17 protein-coding genes and 1 pseudogene are annotated in these 18455 nt (G+C 51.9%); 8 read left to right on the top strand and 10 right to left on the bottom strand.

Features of this window, described 5'->3' with window-relative positions; translation table 11 throughout:
- Positions 1–2 precede the first annotated feature (2 nt).
- From ACTJJA_RS11050 to ACTJJA_RS11040, 3 genes are read right to left on the bottom strand one after another with little or no spacing between them, the layout of a single operon-like run.
- Positions 3–2840 carry an anti-phage-associated DUF1156 domain-containing protein gene (locus tag ACTJJA_RS11050; RefSeq protein ID WP_440667958.1) on the bottom strand — a complete coding sequence of 946 codons (2838 nt, stop codon included), beginning with the start codon at positions 2838–2840 and terminating at the stop codon, positions 3–5.
- Positions 2840–3427: an anti-phage-associated DUF3780 domain-containing protein gene (locus tag ACTJJA_RS11045; RefSeq protein ID WP_440667957.1), complete on the bottom strand. Its 588-nt coding sequence runs from the start codon at positions 3425–3427 to the stop codon at positions 2840–2842. The genes ACTJJA_RS11050 and ACTJJA_RS11045 overlap by 1 nt, the downstream gene beginning before the upstream one ends.
- On the bottom strand, positions 3424–6492 hold the full coding sequence (locus tag ACTJJA_RS11040; protein WP_440667955.1) for an anti-phage-associated DUF499 domain-containing protein: 3069 nt from the start codon (positions 6490–6492) through the stop codon (positions 3424–3426). Before ACTJJA_RS11040 ends, ACTJJA_RS11045 begins: the two co-directional genes overlap by 4 nt.
- Positions 6493–6908: 416 nt before the next feature.
- Here ACTJJA_RS11040 and ACTJJA_RS11035 point away from each other — a divergent pair, with 416 nt between their 5' ends.
- Positions 6909–7046 (top strand): hypothetical protein, encoded by a 138-nt coding sequence (locus ACTJJA_RS11035; protein ID WP_402741017.1) that lies wholly within the window; start codon positions 6909–6911, stop codon positions 7044–7046.
- A gap of 40 nt (positions 7047–7086) precedes the next feature.
- Here ACTJJA_RS11035 and ACTJJA_RS11030 read toward each other — a convergent pair.
- Positions 7087–8175: pseudogene (locus tag ACTJJA_RS11030) on the bottom strand (ISL3 family transposase); the annotation flags it as partial.
- A gap of 100 nt (positions 8176–8275) precedes the next feature.
- Entirely contained in the window at positions 8276–9145 is an 870-nt protein-coding gene (locus tag ACTJJA_RS11025; protein WP_440668262.1) for a phosphorothioated DNA-binding restriction endonuclease, read from the bottom strand.
- Positions 9146–9445: 300 nt separating this feature from the next.
- Between ACTJJA_RS11025 and ACTJJA_RS11020 the strand changes: the two genes are divergently transcribed.
- From ACTJJA_RS11020 to ACTJJA_RS11005, 4 genes are all read left to right on the top strand, one after another.
- On the top strand, positions 9446–9913 hold the full coding sequence (locus ACTJJA_RS11020; RefSeq protein WP_440668260.1) for a SymE family type I addiction module toxin: 468 nt from the start codon (positions 9446–9448) through the stop codon (positions 9911–9913).
- Between the two features lie 168 nt (positions 9914–10081).
- On the top strand, positions 10082–10612 hold the full coding sequence (locus ACTJJA_RS11015) for a DUF2778 domain-containing protein (protein ID WP_440667952.1): 531 nt from the start codon (positions 10082–10084) through the stop codon (positions 10610–10612).
- Positions 10587–10850 (top strand): hypothetical protein, encoded by a 264-nt coding sequence (locus tag ACTJJA_RS11010; protein WP_096927824.1) that lies wholly within the window; start codon positions 10587–10589, stop codon positions 10848–10850. The genes ACTJJA_RS11015 and ACTJJA_RS11010 overlap by 26 nt, the downstream gene beginning before the upstream one ends.
- A gap of 21 nt (positions 10851–10871) precedes the next feature.
- A complete protein-coding gene (locus ACTJJA_RS11005; protein WP_440667950.1) occupies positions 10872–11327 on the top strand; it encodes a hypothetical protein in 456 nt (151 codons plus the stop codon).
- Between the two features lie 10 nt (positions 11328–11337).
- On the opposite strand, the gene ACTJJA_RS11000 is transcribed toward ACTJJA_RS11005, so the two are convergent.
- From ACTJJA_RS11000 to trpS, 3 genes are all read right to left on the bottom strand, one after another.
- Entirely contained in the window at positions 11338–11709 is a 372-nt protein-coding gene (locus tag ACTJJA_RS11000) for a hypothetical protein (RefSeq protein WP_440667948.1), read from the bottom strand.
- A 54-nt stretch (positions 11710–11763) separates the two neighbouring features.
- Complete coding sequence (locus ACTJJA_RS10995; protein WP_048957625.1) at positions 11764–12108, bottom strand: hypothetical protein; 345 nt, start codon at positions 12106–12108, stop codon at positions 11764–11766.
- A gap of 188 nt (positions 12109–12296) precedes the next feature.
- Positions 12297–13298, bottom strand: a complete 1002-nt coding sequence (gene trpS, locus ACTJJA_RS10990) for a tryptophan--tRNA ligase (protein ID WP_440667946.1) — start codon at positions 13296–13298, stop codon at positions 12297–12299.
- 199 nt (positions 13299–13497) lie between these two features.
- Between trpS and fosA the strand changes: the two genes are divergently transcribed.
- Entirely contained in the window at positions 13498–13923 is a 426-nt protein-coding gene (fosA, locus tag ACTJJA_RS10985) for a FosA/FosA2 family fosfomycin resistance glutathione transferase (protein ID WP_032660973.1), read from the top strand.
- Here fosA and ACTJJA_RS10980 read toward each other — a convergent pair.
- Complete coding sequence (locus ACTJJA_RS10980) at positions 13909–14916, bottom strand: LacI family DNA-binding transcriptional regulator (RefSeq protein ID WP_010427279.1); 1008 nt, start codon at positions 14914–14916, stop codon at positions 13909–13911. The genes fosA and ACTJJA_RS10980 overlap by 15 nt on opposite strands.
- 185 nt (positions 14917–15101) lie before the next feature.
- Between ACTJJA_RS10980 and ACTJJA_RS10975 the strand changes: the two genes are divergently transcribed.
- Positions 15102–16190, top strand: coding sequence for a cellulase family glycosylhydrolase (locus ACTJJA_RS10975; RefSeq protein ID WP_440667944.1), 1089 nt, complete (start codon positions 15102–15104; stop codon positions 16188–16190).
- Positions 16191–16231: 41 nt separating this feature from the next.
- Entirely contained in the window at positions 16232–17653 is a 1422-nt protein-coding gene (locus tag ACTJJA_RS10970; protein WP_440667942.1) for an MFS transporter, read from the top strand.
- Here ACTJJA_RS10970 and ACTJJA_RS10965 read toward each other — a convergent pair.
- Positions 17616–18437, bottom strand: a complete 822-nt coding sequence (locus tag ACTJJA_RS10965) for an alpha/beta fold hydrolase (RefSeq protein WP_440667940.1) — start codon at positions 18435–18437, stop codon at positions 17616–17618. The genes ACTJJA_RS10970 and ACTJJA_RS10965 overlap by 38 nt on opposite strands.
- Positions 18438–18455: the final 18 nt, after the last annotated feature.

The raw sequence follows: 18455 nt of genomic DNA, 5'->3' as shown, positions 1-18455 counted from the left end.
GATTACAACCTCTGGTTTCGAATGGCTTCCGCAAGGACACGCGCGCTGCTTGCTTCCTGCTCAGGATTGAACGTTTTGGTACCTTTTAGACCTTCACGCTTTTCAGCCAAGTAATCCGCCATTTTGGCAAGCAGTTGCTTATTGGGCAGGTAATTCGGGCAGTTTTCCATGAGATGCAAAAGAACATCGTCTACTTCAACTTCTTTCGATATCTCAAATAAGGCATAAAGAAGGGCTCGCAGAGGAGTGCCAGTCATTTCGGCATCACCTGACATCATGGTACTTCTGAACTCGGTAGAAAGCTTTAGCCGAGCAGAATTAGCCTTTGAGGCATCACTCATCAATTGATCAAAATGGTGAACCTTGAACGCCTTGGCGAAGTTCTGATAGTTATCCAAGGTTTTTGCACCCTGGTGTTCCATTTCGGCCATTTTCAGATAGAAGCGTTCAACCGCTTGAAGCTTCTGCCATTCGCTTTTCTCGAAGCCAACCGGCACCAAAAACTGAACTGCCGTTTGCACGGCGAAATCAATTAACTCATCAACAAAAGTTTTTTTGCCTTTTTGGCGTGGTGCCTCGGCTTCAGTCACCATGTCTTTACCGTCGATACGGGAATAAGCTGTCAGTACTTTCAACGCGGCTGCGTAACCAGCCATTTGCAGGTCAGCGTCGGTGTAGAGGCCTTCCGCGCCTTGGGAACGAACCTTCTTATCCAATCCGATTAACGATTCGACTTGCTCTTTAACGGCTTCTTCGATTTCCCAACCTAAATCATCGCGGAAGGTCTCTAATGCCTGATGGCGCTTGCGTAAAATCAGGATGATGGTGCCTTTTACGTTAGAACCACCACGTAATGCAGAGTCAGTTTCAGTAACTACGTACCATGCGGCAGTAACTTGAAGGCCGCTCGCCCAAATGATGTTAGCCATGTCTGCCCAGATAGCGCCACTTTGATGGGTAAACATTAGCACCTGTAAACCATTGTCTGGCATCTTCTGCGCCATCTTCCGATAAGCAGCAACCATGCCTGTACGGAAACCCTCATCTTCTCCTTTTACCGCAAGAGAACGGCGACTATCCCAAGTCCAGTGGGCAAATTCCTTCGGCGGATTTTTCCTCAGCCAGGCAATAAAGAACTCTGTGATTTCTTCATACTTGACAGCATCGCCATATGGGGGATCAGTAATATAAATGTCGTTCTCCACATCTAACTCTGGCGCTGGATGTGAATTAACCACAAAGGAAACATTCTCGCTGATTCCACAGTGGTTGTGCTGAGCAGCCAAGATATTTTCGATAGATCCTGTTGCTCTAACTGGGTAGTTGTACAGAGTATTCAGTGCCTGATTATCAAATGTAGCCGCAGAACCGCCACCACCACCGGCCTGGGGTCGCCAGCGAGTTAGCTTGGACAAGTGATTCATGCACTGCAAGAAGTTAAATTTTCCTTCTGCGAGTGAATATTTGTTCACCAAGCTCAAAAATAGCAACTGCCTTGGATGGAATAAATGGTGCCAATGAGTCCAGCCTCGCGTCCTGATTGGCTCATCCGTTTTATCGCCCGCTTCAATAACCATATCAGGAACAAGACCTTGCTTCTGCCAGTCATCTAATTTGGATGCGACATGTTCTATTACCTTTTTTTCGCGTTTTAAGTCGTCATTGGTTACAGTACGAAATTCGTAGTAATACTGCGATCCTTTAGGTTTTTTTTTCATCCATTGAACGCAAAATAATCTATCCTGAAAAATATCGTCAGGACGAGGAGCAAAGTCCGTTTTCTCCCACATTCGCAGCTTGTTTAGGTTCTCCTTGCCTTCTTTATAGTCACCGCGAATTGTTTTGATATTAACGCGATACTGAGTTTTTCCATCTGGCGAGTGAATTACCTCGCCATCTTGTATAGTGCCTGATTTATAGAACTCCAGTTCCTCATCAGTCGATACTTCACGGATATTAATATCATATCGCCTTTCAGCAGGAACGGGCTTAAGCTCAGCAACAACTCGAAAACTATTGCTAATAATCAAACTTGGAATTAAAGGCACACGCCAACCGGATTCAGGGCAGGTCACTTCAACGCAGTATAGGAATACCTTTGCTCGCCATCCTCGGCCATCGGACTCAATGTCAAGCTCATCAATCTCTTTTTGAACTTTTCTAACGATATCCCGTTGGGCTTTGTCTATTTCTACGCTTTTTTGCGCGCTCGCACCAACAACGTTCAAAGCGCCCCAAGTAAGCATGCAGGAGATCGGGTTTAAGTCAGAGGCATAGACATCGCAACCTAAGCGAGCAGCCTCAAACGGAATTTGACCCGAACCAGAAAATACATCTGCCACTCTTGGCCTATGGCCAAACCGTGCAACACCTATTTCCTCAACTAGTTGCGCAAAAGTGTGAGCGGAAGTACCAAGATGCTTGTTGACCCGCTTCCAAATATGGACGAAAAGAGATTCATCAATTTCTTCCGGGCGCTTAGCAATCCTGATTTGTTCGGCATAGGGTATTACCAAGTAATCGCCGATTGTTTCGTGTTTTGATGCTGGTAGTGAAGCCTCAATTCTCTTTTGCATTGACTCAGAGTCTATGCCCATTAACAGCTCAAATACCTCTAAATCTTCAAGCGGGTTGTCAGTTGCTGGTAACAATGAGCCCAGAATGCACGCTTTGTTTAAGATGAGAGGTTTTCTGCCTTTCCAAAAAGCACCCAACGACACCAGCAACTGACCGTGGCTTGCCATTCGTTCTTTAAAGGTCTCGGCAGATATTTTTTGTACCGGGAACAGGTGCTCAATAAGAGACGGTTTGTCTCTCCATTCAAACGGTTGCAAGGCCATCAAAACTCTCCCTTTTCCATAAACCCAAACAGATCCTGGGTCTCATCTTCAACTTGTAGCTTTTTAGACTTGGGCCTCTTTTTGGTTTCCAATTTGATATTGGCCCCATCCGATAGCGCGCAATAGAGCGCTTTACGCCAGCCTCGTTGTGTTTGGTCATCACGACCTGCTTCAGCTGCGGTTTTACTGTAAAGCCACCATCTTTCTTCTGGGCGTAAAGCCAGCCATTTTTGGCAAATTACCAGACATTCATCGGGTGAGGCATGTTCTGCTGCCCAGCCAAGAACGCACAACTCACGTCCAAGAAAGCGGTCAAGCTTCACTTTACCGGTAGACCAAGTACCGGAGCCTTGCTTCTTTATCTTTAGGCGAGCGTTAAAGTCACGGCGAACGTCATCGCGGATCTTAGTCCAGAGCTCTCTGGCTAATATCAGGCGACACTCTACTGTTTCTCGGCGAGAATCTTCACCGTCAAAGCCATAGTCTTCATAGATCACAACAGCGTCACGGGGCGCTGCGGGAATCTCCACATAGAAGTGATGCATACCGAATTCTGCCGGTGCCCCAAAATCAACGGTTTTATTCATCGTTGTTCCACCTCGCCGTTACCGATTTCAATGCCAAGCTGCTTAACAAATTGCTCAAGATCATGCCCAGTCTGTGTGTAGGCTTTTTTGAAGGTCATGACCACAGGGGCTTCTGGACTTAACACGGTTTGCAAGTGCGTTAATACGGTTTCAATGAATTCTGCGCTGATTTTCATCTCACCTAGCGATATATGAATCACCTTTGGTGCAGATCCAACCATTAAGATAATCTGCTCGAACTCAATACCTTTCTCTTTGGCGATTTTCAAACCCTCGTAGGTTTTTGCCGAGCTATCCATACGTTTGGGTGAGGGGCTGACCAGAGTGGCGGGCTTATCTTTTATGATCGGTATTTCTTTAGAACCTGCTGCCGCAAAGGTGAAGTTTCGCTTCTCTTCTAAGCCATCACATTCAGCAAAGACATAGATAGTGGCTTCCTGATCACCGAGCTGGATTGGCACGGTGTAGGTTTCACCATTACGTGCTTCTGAACCATCTAGGGTGTACTTGATTGTGCCACGGGGGGCAACGAACAATTCGACTGTTCTCGCCACTTCGTCAAACCGATTGCGTAATGTCAGTCGATTTTTCCAAGTGGTTGGGTTTCCAGTAAGGTTTTTACCGGTAGGGTCTACTGCCAAAAACTGCACTCGCAATGCTTTGGTTGCTAGTGTGTTATCACTAAGTACTGGGCTGCTTTCGTTAACTTCGTCATCTTCAGCATAATGAATGCGTGGGCTGTTACCTGCATTAGCCACGCCGATTTTAAGACGAACGGTGCCGGCATCATCCGGTGATGAGTCCTCGCTGATGATTACCTCAGTGGTTTTTGGCTTGGGCTTTTTCGTAATATAGCCATTGCCTAAATCCTCCCATACACCTCGCTGGTATGCCTCGATAGCGAGTTGATCGAAGCCACGGCTTGGCAACCAAGGCATCTGTGTTTTTTGCTTCATCTTATCGAGCAAATCTGTCTTTCTTGCCTCGTCCAAAGTACCGAACAGCAATGACTCTGCTCGGGCTCTCAGTGCGTCGAAATTTTCGTTAATCTGGGTGTAAAGCTTGATGGGGTCGGACGTGAGGGTCTTCACGACTTGGCGTTCACCGTTGTATGGTTCGTTGGATGGATAGGTGCTATCCAGCGCTTTAGGCCGTAAAACGTCTTCACCTCGATTGTTACCGGGGAACAGGAGCTTATCGAATACAGAGAGCACTGTAGTTTGGAAGTCCTGCTCATACTGTGCTTTCTTCTCATCCAACTCTTTGCGCTGCGGATGTGATGCTGTAATTTCGTTGTCTGCCTTGGTAACAGCATAAACATGGCGTGCAGCCTTTTCTATACTGGCAATAGAGGATTTATCGCCCGTTAATACCAGAATGTTGTTTTTGTTTACCAAGCCCTTAAAGAAGTTGCCCACTACACCAGGTGGTGTTTTGCCATCTGGGCTGATTATTAACAGGGCACGACCACTCCTCAGTGTGGCCTGTGCTTCATCCATTTCAGGGAGTGGTAGTACTTTTTCGTATGCTTCTTTCGTGACTGGTCTATACATTTCCTCTAGTCGGTGACGAATTAATTCATCAACCTTGTTTTGAGGTGCTTTGTCGGCATATCCCTGAAGCTTTTTGGTGAGATTTTCTTGGTGACTGAAGTAATTGCGCCCTTCTTGTGTTTGATGCAAATACCAAGCTGATTTAGCAAGTTCAGTGAATGCGTTTCGGTAGTCACTACCCTGATGGTTAGGATCAATCAAACATTCCAGCATTTCGCTCTCGGTTAAGCCCTTAACTGAGTTCACTGCGGTGGAGAGGCTGGCTGTTAGCAATAGCGTACCAACCTGTTGTGCATAGTGGTTGCCATTATTGAGGTCAATGATCTGAGCATGAGCGCTGTCGGTGGAGTCCCAAAGATCTCTTGCGATAACATCGCGCATTTCTGAAATTTCAGCCAGCTTCTCACGAACATCGTGTATCGAAAGATCAAAGTGTTGGGCACCGATCAAATACACCTCTTCATCGCTTTCCCACACCGATTTAAGCAGTCTAGAAACCAACTCCATCAAACCACGGGTTTGTTTGAACTTTTCGTTTTCTTTGAACAAAGCAACGATGCTTTTAAAGCTTGGGTGGAATGGGTAAGTAGATTCGATGTCATTTGCCAGTGCTTCTGCACTGCGCTCTACGGTCTTGGCTTTAGCGGCTTCCGCAAGTCTTGATGCATAGATCGACGCAATTTCAGAGACCTCACTTTTGTCTGGCAGAGACAAAAACAAACGTTTACGCAGAATCTCGTAGATTTCATTGGATTCGAGGTTTACCGGCGTAATGGATACCTCGGCGCGCCCGAGTTCTTGCGTAGCATCATCCAATGCACGCTGAATCAGTTTGCCTCCTGTATCGTAAGCTGCCTCAAGATCGGAAACTACAATACATACATTCTTTTTCTTCTGCGCTGCGGTCAACATATTGGAAAAAGCCCGTGTCACTACATCAGCTATAGTTCCTTGCCCAAGGACTTGGGTGCTGTAGTAGTGGAAGTATGGTGGCATTTCATCCAACAAGATTAGGATGGGTTCCTCACCATCAAAGATATTTATCCATGCTTGTTCATCTGGAGCTTTGGCTCCGGATTCCCAGTACTCCCTGAATACACCCTCTCGACCTAGCTGCCGAGAGATCTCACCCCAGAAATAGGAATGGGGATTATTGCGTCCATTGAATGCTGCTATTTTGGCTGAGCCATAATCTGATTGGTAGGGCATTGATCCTAAGTGGCTATTTCGAAGGGCAGCATCTTTGGCTAATAAACCAAAGCCGACCATCAAGTGGGTTTTACCACCACCCATAGCTTGCTTCAGGTGGAAAACAGTATCGTTTGATTTACCGGCTAAGCGCGCCATACCCTTGGAGAGCAAAGTTTTAAAACCGTCAGTGATGAAGGTCTTTTTAAAGTACTCTTGGCCATTGGTGTCGTTGATGATTTGATCAAGCTGTTCAATCTGGTCGCCGACATTGATTTCCAAGGCCTTCGGTTGCAACTGGCATGCACTACGTACGGTTTTCATTAAACTGCTCCTAAATTTGCTTTTTTATTCTTGATTACTGTTTTCGCCAGCTTTGCCATCGCGTATCCAGCCATCTACTTCATCCTTTTTAAATTTCAAAAGGCGTCCAATCATGTGTGCAGGTATACCCTTCTTTGCGATCTACTTGTATACCATGTCTCGCTTAATCCCGAGGTAATCTGCAATCTCATCAACGGATAACCATCTGTTTTCCGCTTTGTACTTCATTGGGCATTTTTTGGGCAAAAAAGGTTGAGGAACCACATAGTTATAAGGTTACATCGTAACAAACGAGGCTTAAAATTGTCAGGATAGAATAGTAATAGTTATTGTAAGCGTAAAGCCACTGCCGCCTGTGATTCTGGTCCCAATATCGTTAGATTGGAACTCTTTCTAAACCAGATGGAGCTATATTCATGGAAAACGCTGCAGTCTGGCGAACTGAATCACGCACGGTCTACTCCATACGCATCCGCCCACAGTATACCTCGGAAGCTGGCCAGATGGGGCTGTGGATGGACGCCTTTTCTGTCCGGGCTGTACGCTGTTACTAACGGTGCGAAAGTGGGTCTTCCGCAACTTGGGTGGAGCCTTTCAAGCCAGAGGACTCATCACCCGTTGCTTCAGTAACTCGAACCCGGCACGCCCGTACATCTCTGCCGCTTCAGCATTTTCAGGTGATTTACATGCCCTTCAACTACACCGTTACTCCATCTGCTGATAATGGCTTCACATATTGCTGCTGCATCAGCTTCCATCCCGGCAGCAACGCGCTGAAGCTCAACAGAGCCGCTTTCGCTGACATGAGTGAACCACCTACTTAGCAGTGGCTTGTTTTTGGTTTTCAGGATCCGATAGAAGTCCAACGCCAGTTGCTGTGCTATTTTCAGCTGCGGCTCTTTTTCACACATTAGCCCGATGAAGCGGGAGGCATAATTTTCTTCGCCCCTTATTATTCGCCAGGGCAACAAACCAACGGCTCACGCGTCAAGCTGACGGAAGACAGGCTGGCGCACTAACTAGGGCAGCCCCATCGTTATGCCATTTGGCAACCGCTACCCGTGAAGCCATTTCTCGCCAGATCTGGCTGGCATTATGATCGCCACTTTCGCGCCGTTCTTCCAGCCACTCACGCCAGGGATCCAGAAGGCCAGGTTTCGGAGGCCGGGTCGACATTGCAGGGAATGTACCTGACTGGAGCCAGCGATCTGCCACCTGTCTGGCCTGAGGAGCACCTTCACATGCCGCTGTAGCATAGATACCACCGAGATCGCGTGAGACAACCTGTATTTCTGGATATTTTCTGAACCAGGCAGCCAGCGTACGCTGATCGCGGCCAGGGAGCAGGACGAGGGGACGGTGAGTATCAAGATTGACTATTAACGTGCCGTCACGATGGCCTCGATGCCATGCCCACTCATCGATACCGACATGAGGCGTGCCAGGCAGTTTCGTCTCCGGAGTATTGACCACCCTGCGAAGAAGAGTATCTGCGCTGGTCCGGAGACCCGCTGCCGTTGCAGCCCGTCTTCCAGCCTCACCACCGGCGATTAATCCCAGTTGGCGCTGTAAATTTTGCAACGCCTGCGAAGACTGCTGCCGGGAACCGGCGAAGGGGGCCAGCGACTCGGCAAAAATTTTACGTGAAAAATCACGCAACTTTTTGATCTTCCAAGCAGTATTCAATTTTATGTCCCATTCTGGGGGCAAATCCCCTAATTAAAACCTCACAATCCATTAATTTTCAAGAAATTAAACGAAAAGGCGAGTCCGGCCTTCGCACTCATCCTCTAAACACCTCCCTACGATGCCACTCCACATATCCCTCCTTTGGATAGTTCCCTTTCACCACCGGCAGCGCAATTTGCTTTCCTGCAAAATCCCAGAACAACCGCCCAACAATCCCGCTCCCATTTACTGCCTCGGACACCAGCACCCGCATACTCTCATCTAGCCCAATCGATCCCTTATCAAACGCCTTATGATGAATCGCACACAGCGCCAGCCCGTTCGGGATCTCACACGGCCCGCCAAACTGCTTCCATTTTATATGCGCGGCTTCGAGTCCAACGGAGGCGTTATCATGTCGCATGTTGAATCCGCAGATGGCACATTCATAGTTATACGCACGCAACACCTGCTGGCGGAACAGCGGATCGCGAACCTTACGGATCTGCTTAATATCAAAACCCATCTCATCCGCGATCTCTTCCTGAATGCTTTCCGGAAAATGCGCTTCAAGAATCTGCTGCGCAAGCGAGCCGACCAGGTTTTTGTTCTTACTCAGCAGCGCAAAGTGTTCTTCATCAAACCCGCCTGCGACGTTATGTTCCACAAGTTCTTTAACGGGCGGTTGCTTACTGCCATTGGTCGAACAGAACTCAGTATTCTTCAGATCCCAAAATCCATCCCCTTTGAGCCGCCAGAAGGGCATATTTGGGTAATGCGCCTTCCTCTGTGGGCCAAAGCGTTCTAGCAGGCTAAGCAACTGCTCGTGGACCTCTGTTCCGTAATCAAACAGTCGCGCATGCCCCTGCTGATAGTTCGCCAGCACGTAAAGAAGCAATAATGGCTTATGCGGCGCACGCTGTTCGCCTTTGCGCCAGATGGTGATGTCGGCAATTGCCTGTTCGAGAGTTTTGCTGGAAGCCATCGCGTTACGGAAGAAGGTAAATAATTGCGATGATGCTCGCAAAACCCAGACCAATCAACCCACAATCAACAAAAACATGAGCTTACTGCACACAACACTATTTCCTGAATCCCCCTCGCAAATTTCAAATTTACCCCGCACCAAACCGCTGTATTTATATTCAGCCCTGTATAATAAGCACCAGAAATTACGCCGAACGGCGAAGGAAGTATCAAAGAATATTTAACGAGGAATTCGCGATATGAAGGTGCTGCAACACCCCCATACCGCTAACCACAACCAACTTGATAGGAGTTGTATATGGCTGCGACGAATTTTAAGCCAGAGTTTACTGTTTGCAAAACAGAATCAGACTCTTTCACCGGCATGATTGAAAACCGCGAGCTGGTACGCAAAAACAGCGCCCGCCGACTTCACGGCAACCAGCTCAACGCGGCGCCCGTCCATCCCCGCGCCGAAACGCCGCAGGACAGTGCAGCCTGCTGCGAACTCTATTCCCGCATAGATATGAAATACCTTCTTCTGGGCGGCGAGTGGTTAACCCGTGCGGGCTTTATCGACGGCATGCCGGTGAAAATCCGCGCCATGAAAGACTGCATTGTGATTACGCCACAACATACAAGAGAATTATGGGGATGCCTGGAAGGTATGAGTGTGGTGAATATAAATAAACAGAAAATAGCACAGTGGTTAAAAACGTTTCCTGGGGCGTTGAATGATACGGGAGATATACCTATGGTGAAGCGCGGAACTGGTCTGGCAGAATAAGAATAATATCTAAAGTCTCCCTTCATTAATCCTGTAAAAGGATAAGTTAATACGGATGTGAATATACATGTCCGTATTTTTTTCTTTTTTAAATTAATTATCTGTCTACGCTGGTGCACCCAATAAATCGGTTGTAACATTCTCCGCAAAGCAACAGGGAGGATTGCTATGCAGATTTGTAGGATGGATTACAACGATGTCTCCGTAGATGGAAGAAGGCTGAAACTACACGTTTATGGCGTTGGGACGTTTCCCGTTTTTTCAGGGATTGAACCTGTAACCAATATTGCTGAGTGCGCCTTTATCAGGAATGCTGCGTTACCAGTGGGTACGTACTGGATCGTTGATGCACCGGAAGGCAGTATTGCTAATCGGGTTGAGCGGTTTGTAAAAGACTTCAAGAACGGTACCAATCATTCTGAATGGTTCGGCTTGTTTAATGCTTCGACCATGGCTGATAACGTATTTGTGAATGGGGTCGACAGAGGCTCATTTCGACTTCATCCATTGAGGCCGAATGGTGAGGGAGAGTCGTGGGGATGCATAACGTTCTATAATATCCCTGATTTTCAACTGGTCAGACAATCTTTGCTTGCACGTAAGAAGATTCGTGTTCCTGGTGGTAAAGGGTTGATGGCATATGGACGTATTGATGTGACAGGAAGGGCTGATTATGCTTCATGCAAAGTTAAAAAATAATATCCTTATTGGTCTGGCATGCCTCATTGCTTCCTTCTTTATCGTCCTGTTTCCTCTGGGAGGCTTGCTCGATTACTTGTCTCAAACCAGCAACGATTTTTTAAATCGCACCGGTCTGGGGTTTGCTGATGGTGAAGCAGACCCATCATTCCTGTGGGTGTTGGGTGGGATGATGGTCGTCGTTACCGCGCTACTGATGTTCGCCATTCGGAAGATATGCAATCTGAGGCAGGGATAAGACATTTCATAGGCATTTTCTATGACAATCCTTTTAAACGCCCTGAAGTGGTCAGCGCTCACGGTTGCCACCGTTTTTATCCTCGGATGGTTGTTTGTATGGCTTGTGGCATCTGATTCTGATGAGACGACGGTTTACACGGAAAACGATTTTTTCCACTCCCACCTGCTGACAGACAGGGAGATTGAAAACGCCCCAAAAGTAACGGACGACTATTATTTTGAGGCGCATTCGGGCGATGGTTACGAACCTTCAAACAGTATCGTTTTTAAAGGCGCTACCAGTGCTGCGCCGTTGCGCGCTTATCTCGAAATGTTAGGGTATGTGAAGGAAAAGCGTAGCCTGGAAGTGAAGGAGGTCTGGTCGAAACCCGAACGGTTAAACGCAGATTTTTTCTATCTGTACTTTAATACCGCTACGGGTGACATTGAACTGACCAAAGTGATAGGTAACGGGCATGTTATCCCATGCCCGTAGTAAGAAAAAATCACTCGTGCTTTATCTGCTCTTTCACAGCCTTAACCAATACAGCATGGAGTTCGCCAACGGTTAAATCGCGTATCACAGGTTCGGGAATGCCTCGTATCCTGCGAATCAAGCGGCAGATACCAAAGTAATCTATGCCCTCGGTACTAAAGAGAAACTCGTTTTCAGCGAGAGAAAAAGTTTTCTCATAACCATCTTCTTCAGTGACGAGCGTAACGCCAAACGCTGCCTCGCAGTCTTCAATCAGGGCATCGCCATCCATGCCGCATATATCGAGGTCGGCTTCGATTAGGGTGTTCTCATCAATGCGCTTGCGATGATGTCCCGAGGACTGACGTACAACCTCAATGACCTGCGAAAGAGTAGGGTACATTATGTTGGATTCCGTGGGTGAAGAAATGACGTAGACATTGATTAATAGACTGAGTTAACGCTTGGGACTTATTATTGAAGGTACAAAGAAAATCAAAACAATCCACGTAAACATCCCAATAATCTTTATCGGCCAGGGTTCAAACACATCCAGACACACAATTGCGCCAATCACTAATAGCGGACCTTCTATCAGTTCAGCTATCCCCCCTAAAATATGTAACTTATGAGGCAACACCCGATTAAGTAATGTCGCAATAAGTTGTGCACTTCCTAATATGATTGTTATTGCGATTGTACGGTCCTCCCAGTTATCAAAACTAACCAAAGAAATGAGGCATGTAGCCAGTACATAACCACAAAATAATATATTCAGCATGTAAATAATAAACTTGCTCATAGCTTTTGCCGAGACGGTTGAAAAATAAAGAGTCTATGAATATAGCGCTCTCTACAGAATGACAAACGACATTGGCTAATAATGCATTTCAGAATTTATTGCGCCTCGCTGATTTCCGTAATAATCGAGTTAGCGGCATCATGCCAATCCCACGCACTCCACCGCCCAACCTCAATCAACTCACGTAATCAAAACACCGGCACCCCCAGCCCCACCTTCACCTCCCTCAACGTCTCCTGCGTCACCCCCTGCGCCCGTTCCGTCCCGCGCTTCAGCATCGCCATCAACTCGCCCCTGTCACGCATATACATCGCCCTCCGCTCCCGCATTGGCGCAATCAGCTCCTGCAGGCACGCTTCCAGTTCGTTCTTACAAACCCGGTCACCCAGCCCGCCTGCCTGATAGTGCGCCTTCATCGCCGCCACTTTCTCCTTATCCGGGTGAAACGCGTCGAGATACGTAAACACCACGTTCCCCTCAATCTGCCCCGGGTCGCTCACCTTCAGGTGATTCGGGTCGGTGTACATCGCGCTCACTGCGCGATGAATGGTCTCTTCGCTGGCCGAGAGGTGCAGCGCGTTGCCCAGCGATTTCGACATCTTGGCGCTGCCGTCGATGCCGGGCAGGCGGCTGGTGTCGCTCAGCATCGCCTTGCAGTGGCGCAGCACCGGGGCGGGCAGCAGGCTGTTCATCTTGTGCACAATCTCGTTGGTCTGCTCAATCATCGGCAGCTGGTCGTCGCCGACGGGCACGCACTCGGCCTTGAACGCGGTGATGTCCGCCGCCTGGCTGATGGGATAGGCCATAAACCCGACCGGCAGCGAGCGGGCAAAGCCCTTCTGCGCAATCTCGTTCTTCACCGTCGGGTTACGCTCCACGCGGGCGACGGTGACGATGTTCATATACAGCATCGTCAGCTCGGCGAGGGCGGGCAGGGCGGACTGCAGGCAGATCGTGGTCAGGTTCGGGTCGATGCCGGCGGCGAGGTAGTCGGCCAGCACTTCGGGGATGTTGTCGCGGATCTTCTGCGGGTTGCTGCCGTTGTCGGTCAGCCCCTGCAGGTCGGCAATCAGCACAAACTGGCTGTGCGTCTGCTGCAGCGCCACGCGCTGGCGCAGCGATCCGACGAAGTGGCCGAGGTGCAGCGGGCCGGTTGGGCGGTCGCCGGTGAGGATGGTTAGTGCGTTCATAAAGACTCCTTAACGTGGTAATGCCGAAAGGGGTCTTAGAAATGTGAAAGCCGCCTTTCGGCGGCTATCTGAAAATGAGGAAAACTACTCCGTGCCGCCTTTAAGAAGGCAGCCACCAGCGGTTTACGGTGAGCACGGCGTGGTTTATGTTCATGCTTTTACCGTATCACGTCCGGTGCGAAAAACAAAAGGGCACGTCATGCTGCAATCACTCAATCATCTGACCCTTGCGGTCAGCGACCTGCAAAAAAGCGTCACCTTCTGGCACGAGCTGCTGGGGCTAACGCTGCACGCCCGCTGGAATACCGGGGCCTATCTCACCTGCGGCGATCTGTGGGTCTGCCTGTCGTACGACGAGGCGCGCCAGTACGTGCCGCCGCAGGAGAGCGACTACACCCACTACGCGTTTACCGTGGCGGAAGCGGATTTTGAACCGTTCTCGAACAAGCTGGAGCAGGCGGGCGTCACCGTCTGGAAGCAGAACAAAAGCGAGGGGGCGTCGTTCTATTTTCTCGACCCGGACGGTCACAAGCTGGAGCTGCATGTGGGCAGTCTCGCCGCGCGGCTGGCGGCGTGTCGCGAGAAGCCCTATGCGGGCATGGTGTTTACCTCAGACGAGGCTTGAGGCGCGCACCTTCAGCCTGCCCGCCAGCGTCACGTGCGTGGCGGCATCTTCCTGATTGCACAGGTACTCCACCGCCAGCCGTCCCAGCTCGCTGTAGGGCAGCTGGATACTGGTCAGCGGCGGGGTGAGCTGCTCGGAAATCTTCTGGTCGTCGTAGCCCGCCAGCAGCATGTCCTGCGGGATGCGCACGCCGTTCACCGCCAGCGCCTGATAGCAGCCAATCGCCAGCCAGTCGCTGGCGCAGAAGATGGCGTCCGGGCGCTCGGCCAGTTCCAGCAGAGAGGTCGTCGCGGTAAAAGACTCGCTGAACTGCCAGTTGGTCTGGCGCACCAGGCCGTCGTCGCACGCGAGTCCGGCCTGCTGTAATGCCGCCTGGTAGCCCGCCAGACGCTGGCGGGAGGCCTCCATCCAGCTCTCCCCGGTGATGTGGGCGATGCGCGTGGCCCCGCAGGCGATGAGGTGTTTAGTCACCTGGAAGGCGTTAGCGTAGTCGTCCGGGATAAACGACGGCAGCAGCGGCGAGCCGGGGTCGCGCTGGTTGAGCAGCACCAGCGGGATGCGGGTGCAGTCCTGGAATGCCGTCATGTCCACCAGCGTGGTGACCGGAGAGGCGAGAATAATCCCGATGCAGTTGCGCTTCTCCAGCTGGCGGATGATGTTCAGCGCCAGCTCAATGTCGTCGCCGTAGTCGTAGACGGTGAGCAGGGTCTCGTTGCGCCACGCCGCTTCCCGCGCCTGGCTGATGGCGTCGATAAACGGGTCGAAGCTCTGCATGGAGCTGACCAGCAGGGCGATCTCTTCCTGGTTGCGCGGGGCGTGAACGGCGGGGAGGCGGTCGTAGCCGAGCTCAGTGGCAACGCCAATCACCCGCTGCCGGGTGTCGTCGCTGAGCTTGATGTTGCGGGACTGGTTAAGCACCAGCGATACCGTCGCCTGCGACACGCCCGCCGCCCGCGCAATATCGTTCATCGTTACCTTCGTTTTTCGCTTCATCCGTCCTCTCCCTTTCGCGACTTCGCATCATACCCTAACCGCACGCTTTAGCGCCGTCGATCACGTTTCTCATTCATCGAAGCGTGAACTTTGTGAGAGCCGTCGCTTTTCTAAACGCCGCGATTTGCGCATTTATCCCGCAACTAATATTTATTAGCTAAATATTATCAGTAAGAGGACGCGTAATGAAAGAGCAATGGAGCAGGGAGCAGGCACAGGCGTGGTATCAGCAGAAGGGCTGGCTGTGCGGGTTTAACTATCTGCCGTCGACGGCGGTGAACTGGACCGATATCTGGCAGGCAGAGACCTTCGATGCCGCCACCATCGAGCGCGAGCTGGGCTGGGCGGCGGACGCGGGCTATAACACCCTGCGCATCAACCTGCCGTTTATCGTCTGGGAGCACGACCGCGACGGGCTGATGGCGCGCATCGACCGCTTTTTGGCGATTGCCGACGGCCGCGGCTTCAGCACCATGCTGACCCTGATGGACGACTGTGGTTTCTCCGGCGACGAGCCGTACCTCGGCCCGCAAAAGCCGCCGGTACCGGGCAAGCACAACAGCCAGGCGGCGGCCAGCCCGGGGCGCGACAAGGTGTGCGATCCCGACTGCTGGGCAAACATTGAACGCTATATCCGTGACGTTGTCCGCCAGTTCCGCGACGATAAGCGCGTTCTGCTGTGGGATCTCTACAACGAGCCGGGCAACCGCGGCATTTTCGCGACGGGCACGCAGGAGGTGCAGTACGACGCGAAGCTGGAGACCTGCGCCCATAAGCTTATGAAGCTCGCGTTCCAGTGGGTGCGTGAAGAAGACCCGACCCAGCCGCTCACCGTCTGCGCGTGGCGTCTGCCGCCGGAAGAGGAGGGCGAGACGTTCTTTCAGCATCCGCTGGACCAGACCGCGCTGGCGCTCTCGGACGTGGTGAGCTTCCACGCCTACACCCACACGGGGCGCATGACGGCGATTATCCAGCAGCTGCAACAGCTCGGTCGCCCGCTGTTCTGCACCGAATGGCTGGCGCGCCACGTGGGCAGCACCATTGAAGAGCAGCTCCCGCTGATGTACGCGGCGAAGGTCGCGCCGTACCAGTGGGGGCTGGTGCGCGGCAAAACCCAGACGTGGCTGCCGTGGCCGGTGGTGATGAAGGAGTCCACGGACTACTGCCGCCTGTGGTTCCACGACGTGTTCGAGGAGAACGGCATTCCGTTCTCGCGCCGTGAAATCGCCCTGATGCAGCAGCTGCGCAAGATCGCCCCGAAGGTGCAGGGCTAATAATATCGACCCGGNCCGGGCAACCAGGCAGGCATATATCAATGGCAACGACAATGAAAATACCGTCTCGCGAGCTGTGGTCTTATTTTGGTTATGGATTAGGTCAGTGTTTTAGCTTTGGTTTAGTGGGTTCGTTTATTAACTATTTTTACACCGACGTGCTGGGGATTTCGGCGCTGGCGGCGAGCACCATCTTCCTGATTGCCCGCGCGTGGGACGCGGTTCACGATCCGCTGTTTGCCAGCATTATGGACACCATTAACAGCCGGTTCGGCAAGTTTCGCCACTTTTTGCTGATCGCCCCGCTGCTGATCACCGGCGTCACGCTGCTGTCGTTCTATAAAATCGAAGCGGACATGACCACCAAAATCCTCTACGCCGGGGTGACCTACATCCTGTGGGGGACGCTGTACGCCATCTCCGATATCCCGTTCTGGTCGATGTCGTCGGTGATGACCAACGACTCCGCCCAGCGCACCCGCGCGGTGACGGCGGCGATGCTCGGGGTGAACGCGGGGATTGCCTGCGCCAACATCTTCTTCCCGAAGCTGGCGGCGTTCTTCGCCCAGTACAGCAACGATAAAGGCTACTTTATGGCGGCGCTGGTGATGATGCTGGTGGGCCTGCCGCTGATGCTCAACGGCTTTATGCAGATCAAAGAGCGCGTGCCGCCGAGCCCGGAGAAGGTGACCATCCGCGACACCTTCCACAACCTGCGCCAGAACAAGCCGCTGTTTATCGTCCTGCTGTCGTTCTTCTTCTGCGTGTTCCACAACGTGGCGGGCGGTCTCTATATCTACTTCTTTATCAACAACCTGGGCGACGGCAGCCTGCAGATGGCGATTGGCGTGATGGGGATCGTGGCGGCGGTGCTGTGCCTGGTCGCCCCGATGCTGACGCGCCGGATGCAGAAGCGGAAGCTGTTTATGATCCTCTGCGGGCTGGACGTGGCGGTGCGCGTGGTGATGTGGTTTGTCGGGTATCAGCAGGTGACGATGCTGTTTATTCTGCTCGGCCTGAGCACGCTGTTCGTGATGATGACTAACATCCTCACCTCGTCGATGATTGCCGACACCATCGAGTACGCGGAGTACCACACCCACAAGCGCTGCGCGGCGATCACCTTCTCCGGGCAGACCTTTACCGGCAAGATGTCGGTGGCGGTGGGCGGCGGGTTAATCGGCGTGTTCCTGACGATGATCGGCTACGTGCCGCAGGCGCAAATTCAGAGCGAAGGCGTGCTGTCGGGGCTGTTCTTCGGGATTTGCCTGCTGCCGGCGATTGGGTCGCTGATCCGCATCGTGTTTATGTCGCGCTTTACCTTTACCGAGGAGAAGCATGCGGAGATTTGTCGGCTGCTGGCGGAGCGCAACGCGTCTGCGAAAGCGCCGGGTGGCGGCTGCGCCTTACCCGGCCTACAGAAAATTACAGCGACTTCACAAACGCCAGCAGGTCTTCGTTGAGCTGGTCCTGGTGGGTCAGCGCAAAGCCGTGCGGCGCGTTGTCGTACACCTTCAGCGTGGCGTTTTTGATCATCTCTGCCGCCAGCTTGCCGGTGCTTTCAAACGGCACGATCTGGTCGTTGCTGCCGTGGATCACCAGCGTCGGCACGTCGATTTTCGCCATATCCGGGCGGAAGTCGGTTTCACCGAATGCGGTCACGCAGTCGATGGTGCCTTTTAGCGACGCCAGCAGGGCGATGTTCAGCGTCTGGGTCAGGGCACCGGCAGAGACGGTCTGCCCGGCGTTGATGCCGTAGAACGGGGTGGCGAAGTCGCTGATGAACTGGGCGCGATCTTTACGCAGCCCGTCGCGAATGCCGTCGAACACGCTCTGATCCACGCCCTGCGGGAAGGAGTCGGATTTGCCGAAGATCGGCGTTACCGCGCCCAGCAGCGCCAGACCGGCCACGCGCGCGCTGCCGTAGTTGTTGATGTAGCGGGTCACGTCGCCGCCGCCCATGGAGAAGCCCACCAGCGTCACGTCCTGCAGATCCAGGGGGGTGATCAGGTCGTTGATGTCGGACGCAAAAGTGTCGTAGTCGTAGCCGTTCCACGGTTGATCCGAGCGGCCAAAGCCGCGACGGTCAAAGGCGATGGCGCGGAAGCCGCGCTCGGCCAGGTAATTCAACTGGCTGTCCCACATGTCGCCGTCCAGCGGCCAGCCGTGGCTGAAGAGAACCGGTTTGCCCGCGCCGCAATCTTTGTAGTAAATCTGCGTGCCGTCTTTTGCCTTAAACGTTGCCATAGTGTGTTCCTGTGCAGG

The organism is Enterobacter sp. 22452, from assembly GCF_052045065.1.
In the GTDB taxonomy this organism is placed as follows: Bacteria; Pseudomonadota; Gammaproteobacteria; order Enterobacterales; family Enterobacteriaceae; genus Enterobacter; species Enterobacter mori.
Note: the sequence above shows the minus strand (reverse complement) of the source record. Positions and strands in the feature narration are given on the sequence as shown.

Coding starts and splice junctions, on each gene's coding strand:
- ACTJJA_RS10975 (WP_440667944.1), top strand. CDS start 15,102: ATGAAAGAGCAATGGAGCAGGGAGCAGGCACAGGCGTGGTATCAGCAG.
- ACTJJA_RS11040 (WP_440667955.1), bottom strand. CDS start 6,492: ATGAAAACCGTACGTAGTGCATGCCAGTTGCAACCGAAGGCCTTGGAA.
- trpS (WP_440667946.1), bottom strand. CDS start 13,298: ATGAACGCACTAACCATCCTCACCGGCGACCGCCCAACCGGCCCGCTG.
- ACTJJA_RS10965 (WP_440667940.1), bottom strand. CDS start 18,437: ATGGCAACGTTTAAGGCAAAAGACGGCACGCAGATTTACTACAAAGAT.
- ACTJJA_RS10970 (WP_440667942.1), top strand. CDS start 16,232: ATGGCAACGACAATGAAAATACCGTCTCGCGAGCTGTGGTCTTATTTT.
- ACTJJA_RS11050 (WP_440667958.1), bottom strand. CDS start 2,840: ATGGCCTTGCAACCGTTTGAATGGAGAGACAAACCGTCTCTTATTGAG.
- ACTJJA_RS10980 (WP_010427279.1), bottom strand. CDS start 14,916: ATGAAGCGAAAAACGAAGGTAACGATGAACGATATTGCGCGGGCGGCG.
- ACTJJA_RS11045 (WP_440667957.1), bottom strand. CDS start 3,427: ATGAATAAAACCGTTGATTTTGGGGCACCGGCAGAATTCGGTATGCAT.
- ACTJJA_RS11020 (WP_440668260.1), top strand. CDS start 9,446: ATGGCTGCGACGAATTTTAAGCCAGAGTTTACTGTTTGCAAAACAGAA.
- ACTJJA_RS11035 (WP_402741017.1), top strand. CDS start 6,909: ATGGAAAACGCTGCAGTCTGGCGAACTGAATCACGCACGGTCTACTCC.
- ACTJJA_RS11025 (WP_440668262.1), bottom strand. CDS start 9,145: ATGGCTTCCAGCAAAACTCTCGAACAGGCAATTGCCGACATCACCATC.
- ACTJJA_RS10995 (WP_048957625.1), bottom strand. CDS start 12,108: ATGAGCAAGTTTATTATTTACATGCTGAATATATTATTTTGTGGTTAT.
- ACTJJA_RS11010 (WP_096927824.1), top strand. CDS start 10,587: ATGCTTCATGCAAAGTTAAAAAATAATATCCTTATTGGTCTGGCATGC.
- ACTJJA_RS11000 (WP_440667948.1), bottom strand. CDS start 11,709: ATGTACCCTACTCTTTCGCAGGTCATTGAGGTTGTACGTCAGTCCTCG.
- ACTJJA_RS11015 (WP_440667952.1), top strand. CDS start 10,082: ATGCAGATTTGTAGGATGGATTACAACGATGTCTCCGTAGATGGAAGA.
- fosA (WP_032660973.1), top strand. CDS start 13,498: ATGCTGCAATCACTCAATCATCTGACCCTTGCGGTCAGCGACCTGCAA.
- ACTJJA_RS11005 (WP_440667950.1), top strand. CDS start 10,872: ATGACAATCCTTTTAAACGCCCTGAAGTGGTCAGCGCTCACGGTTGCC.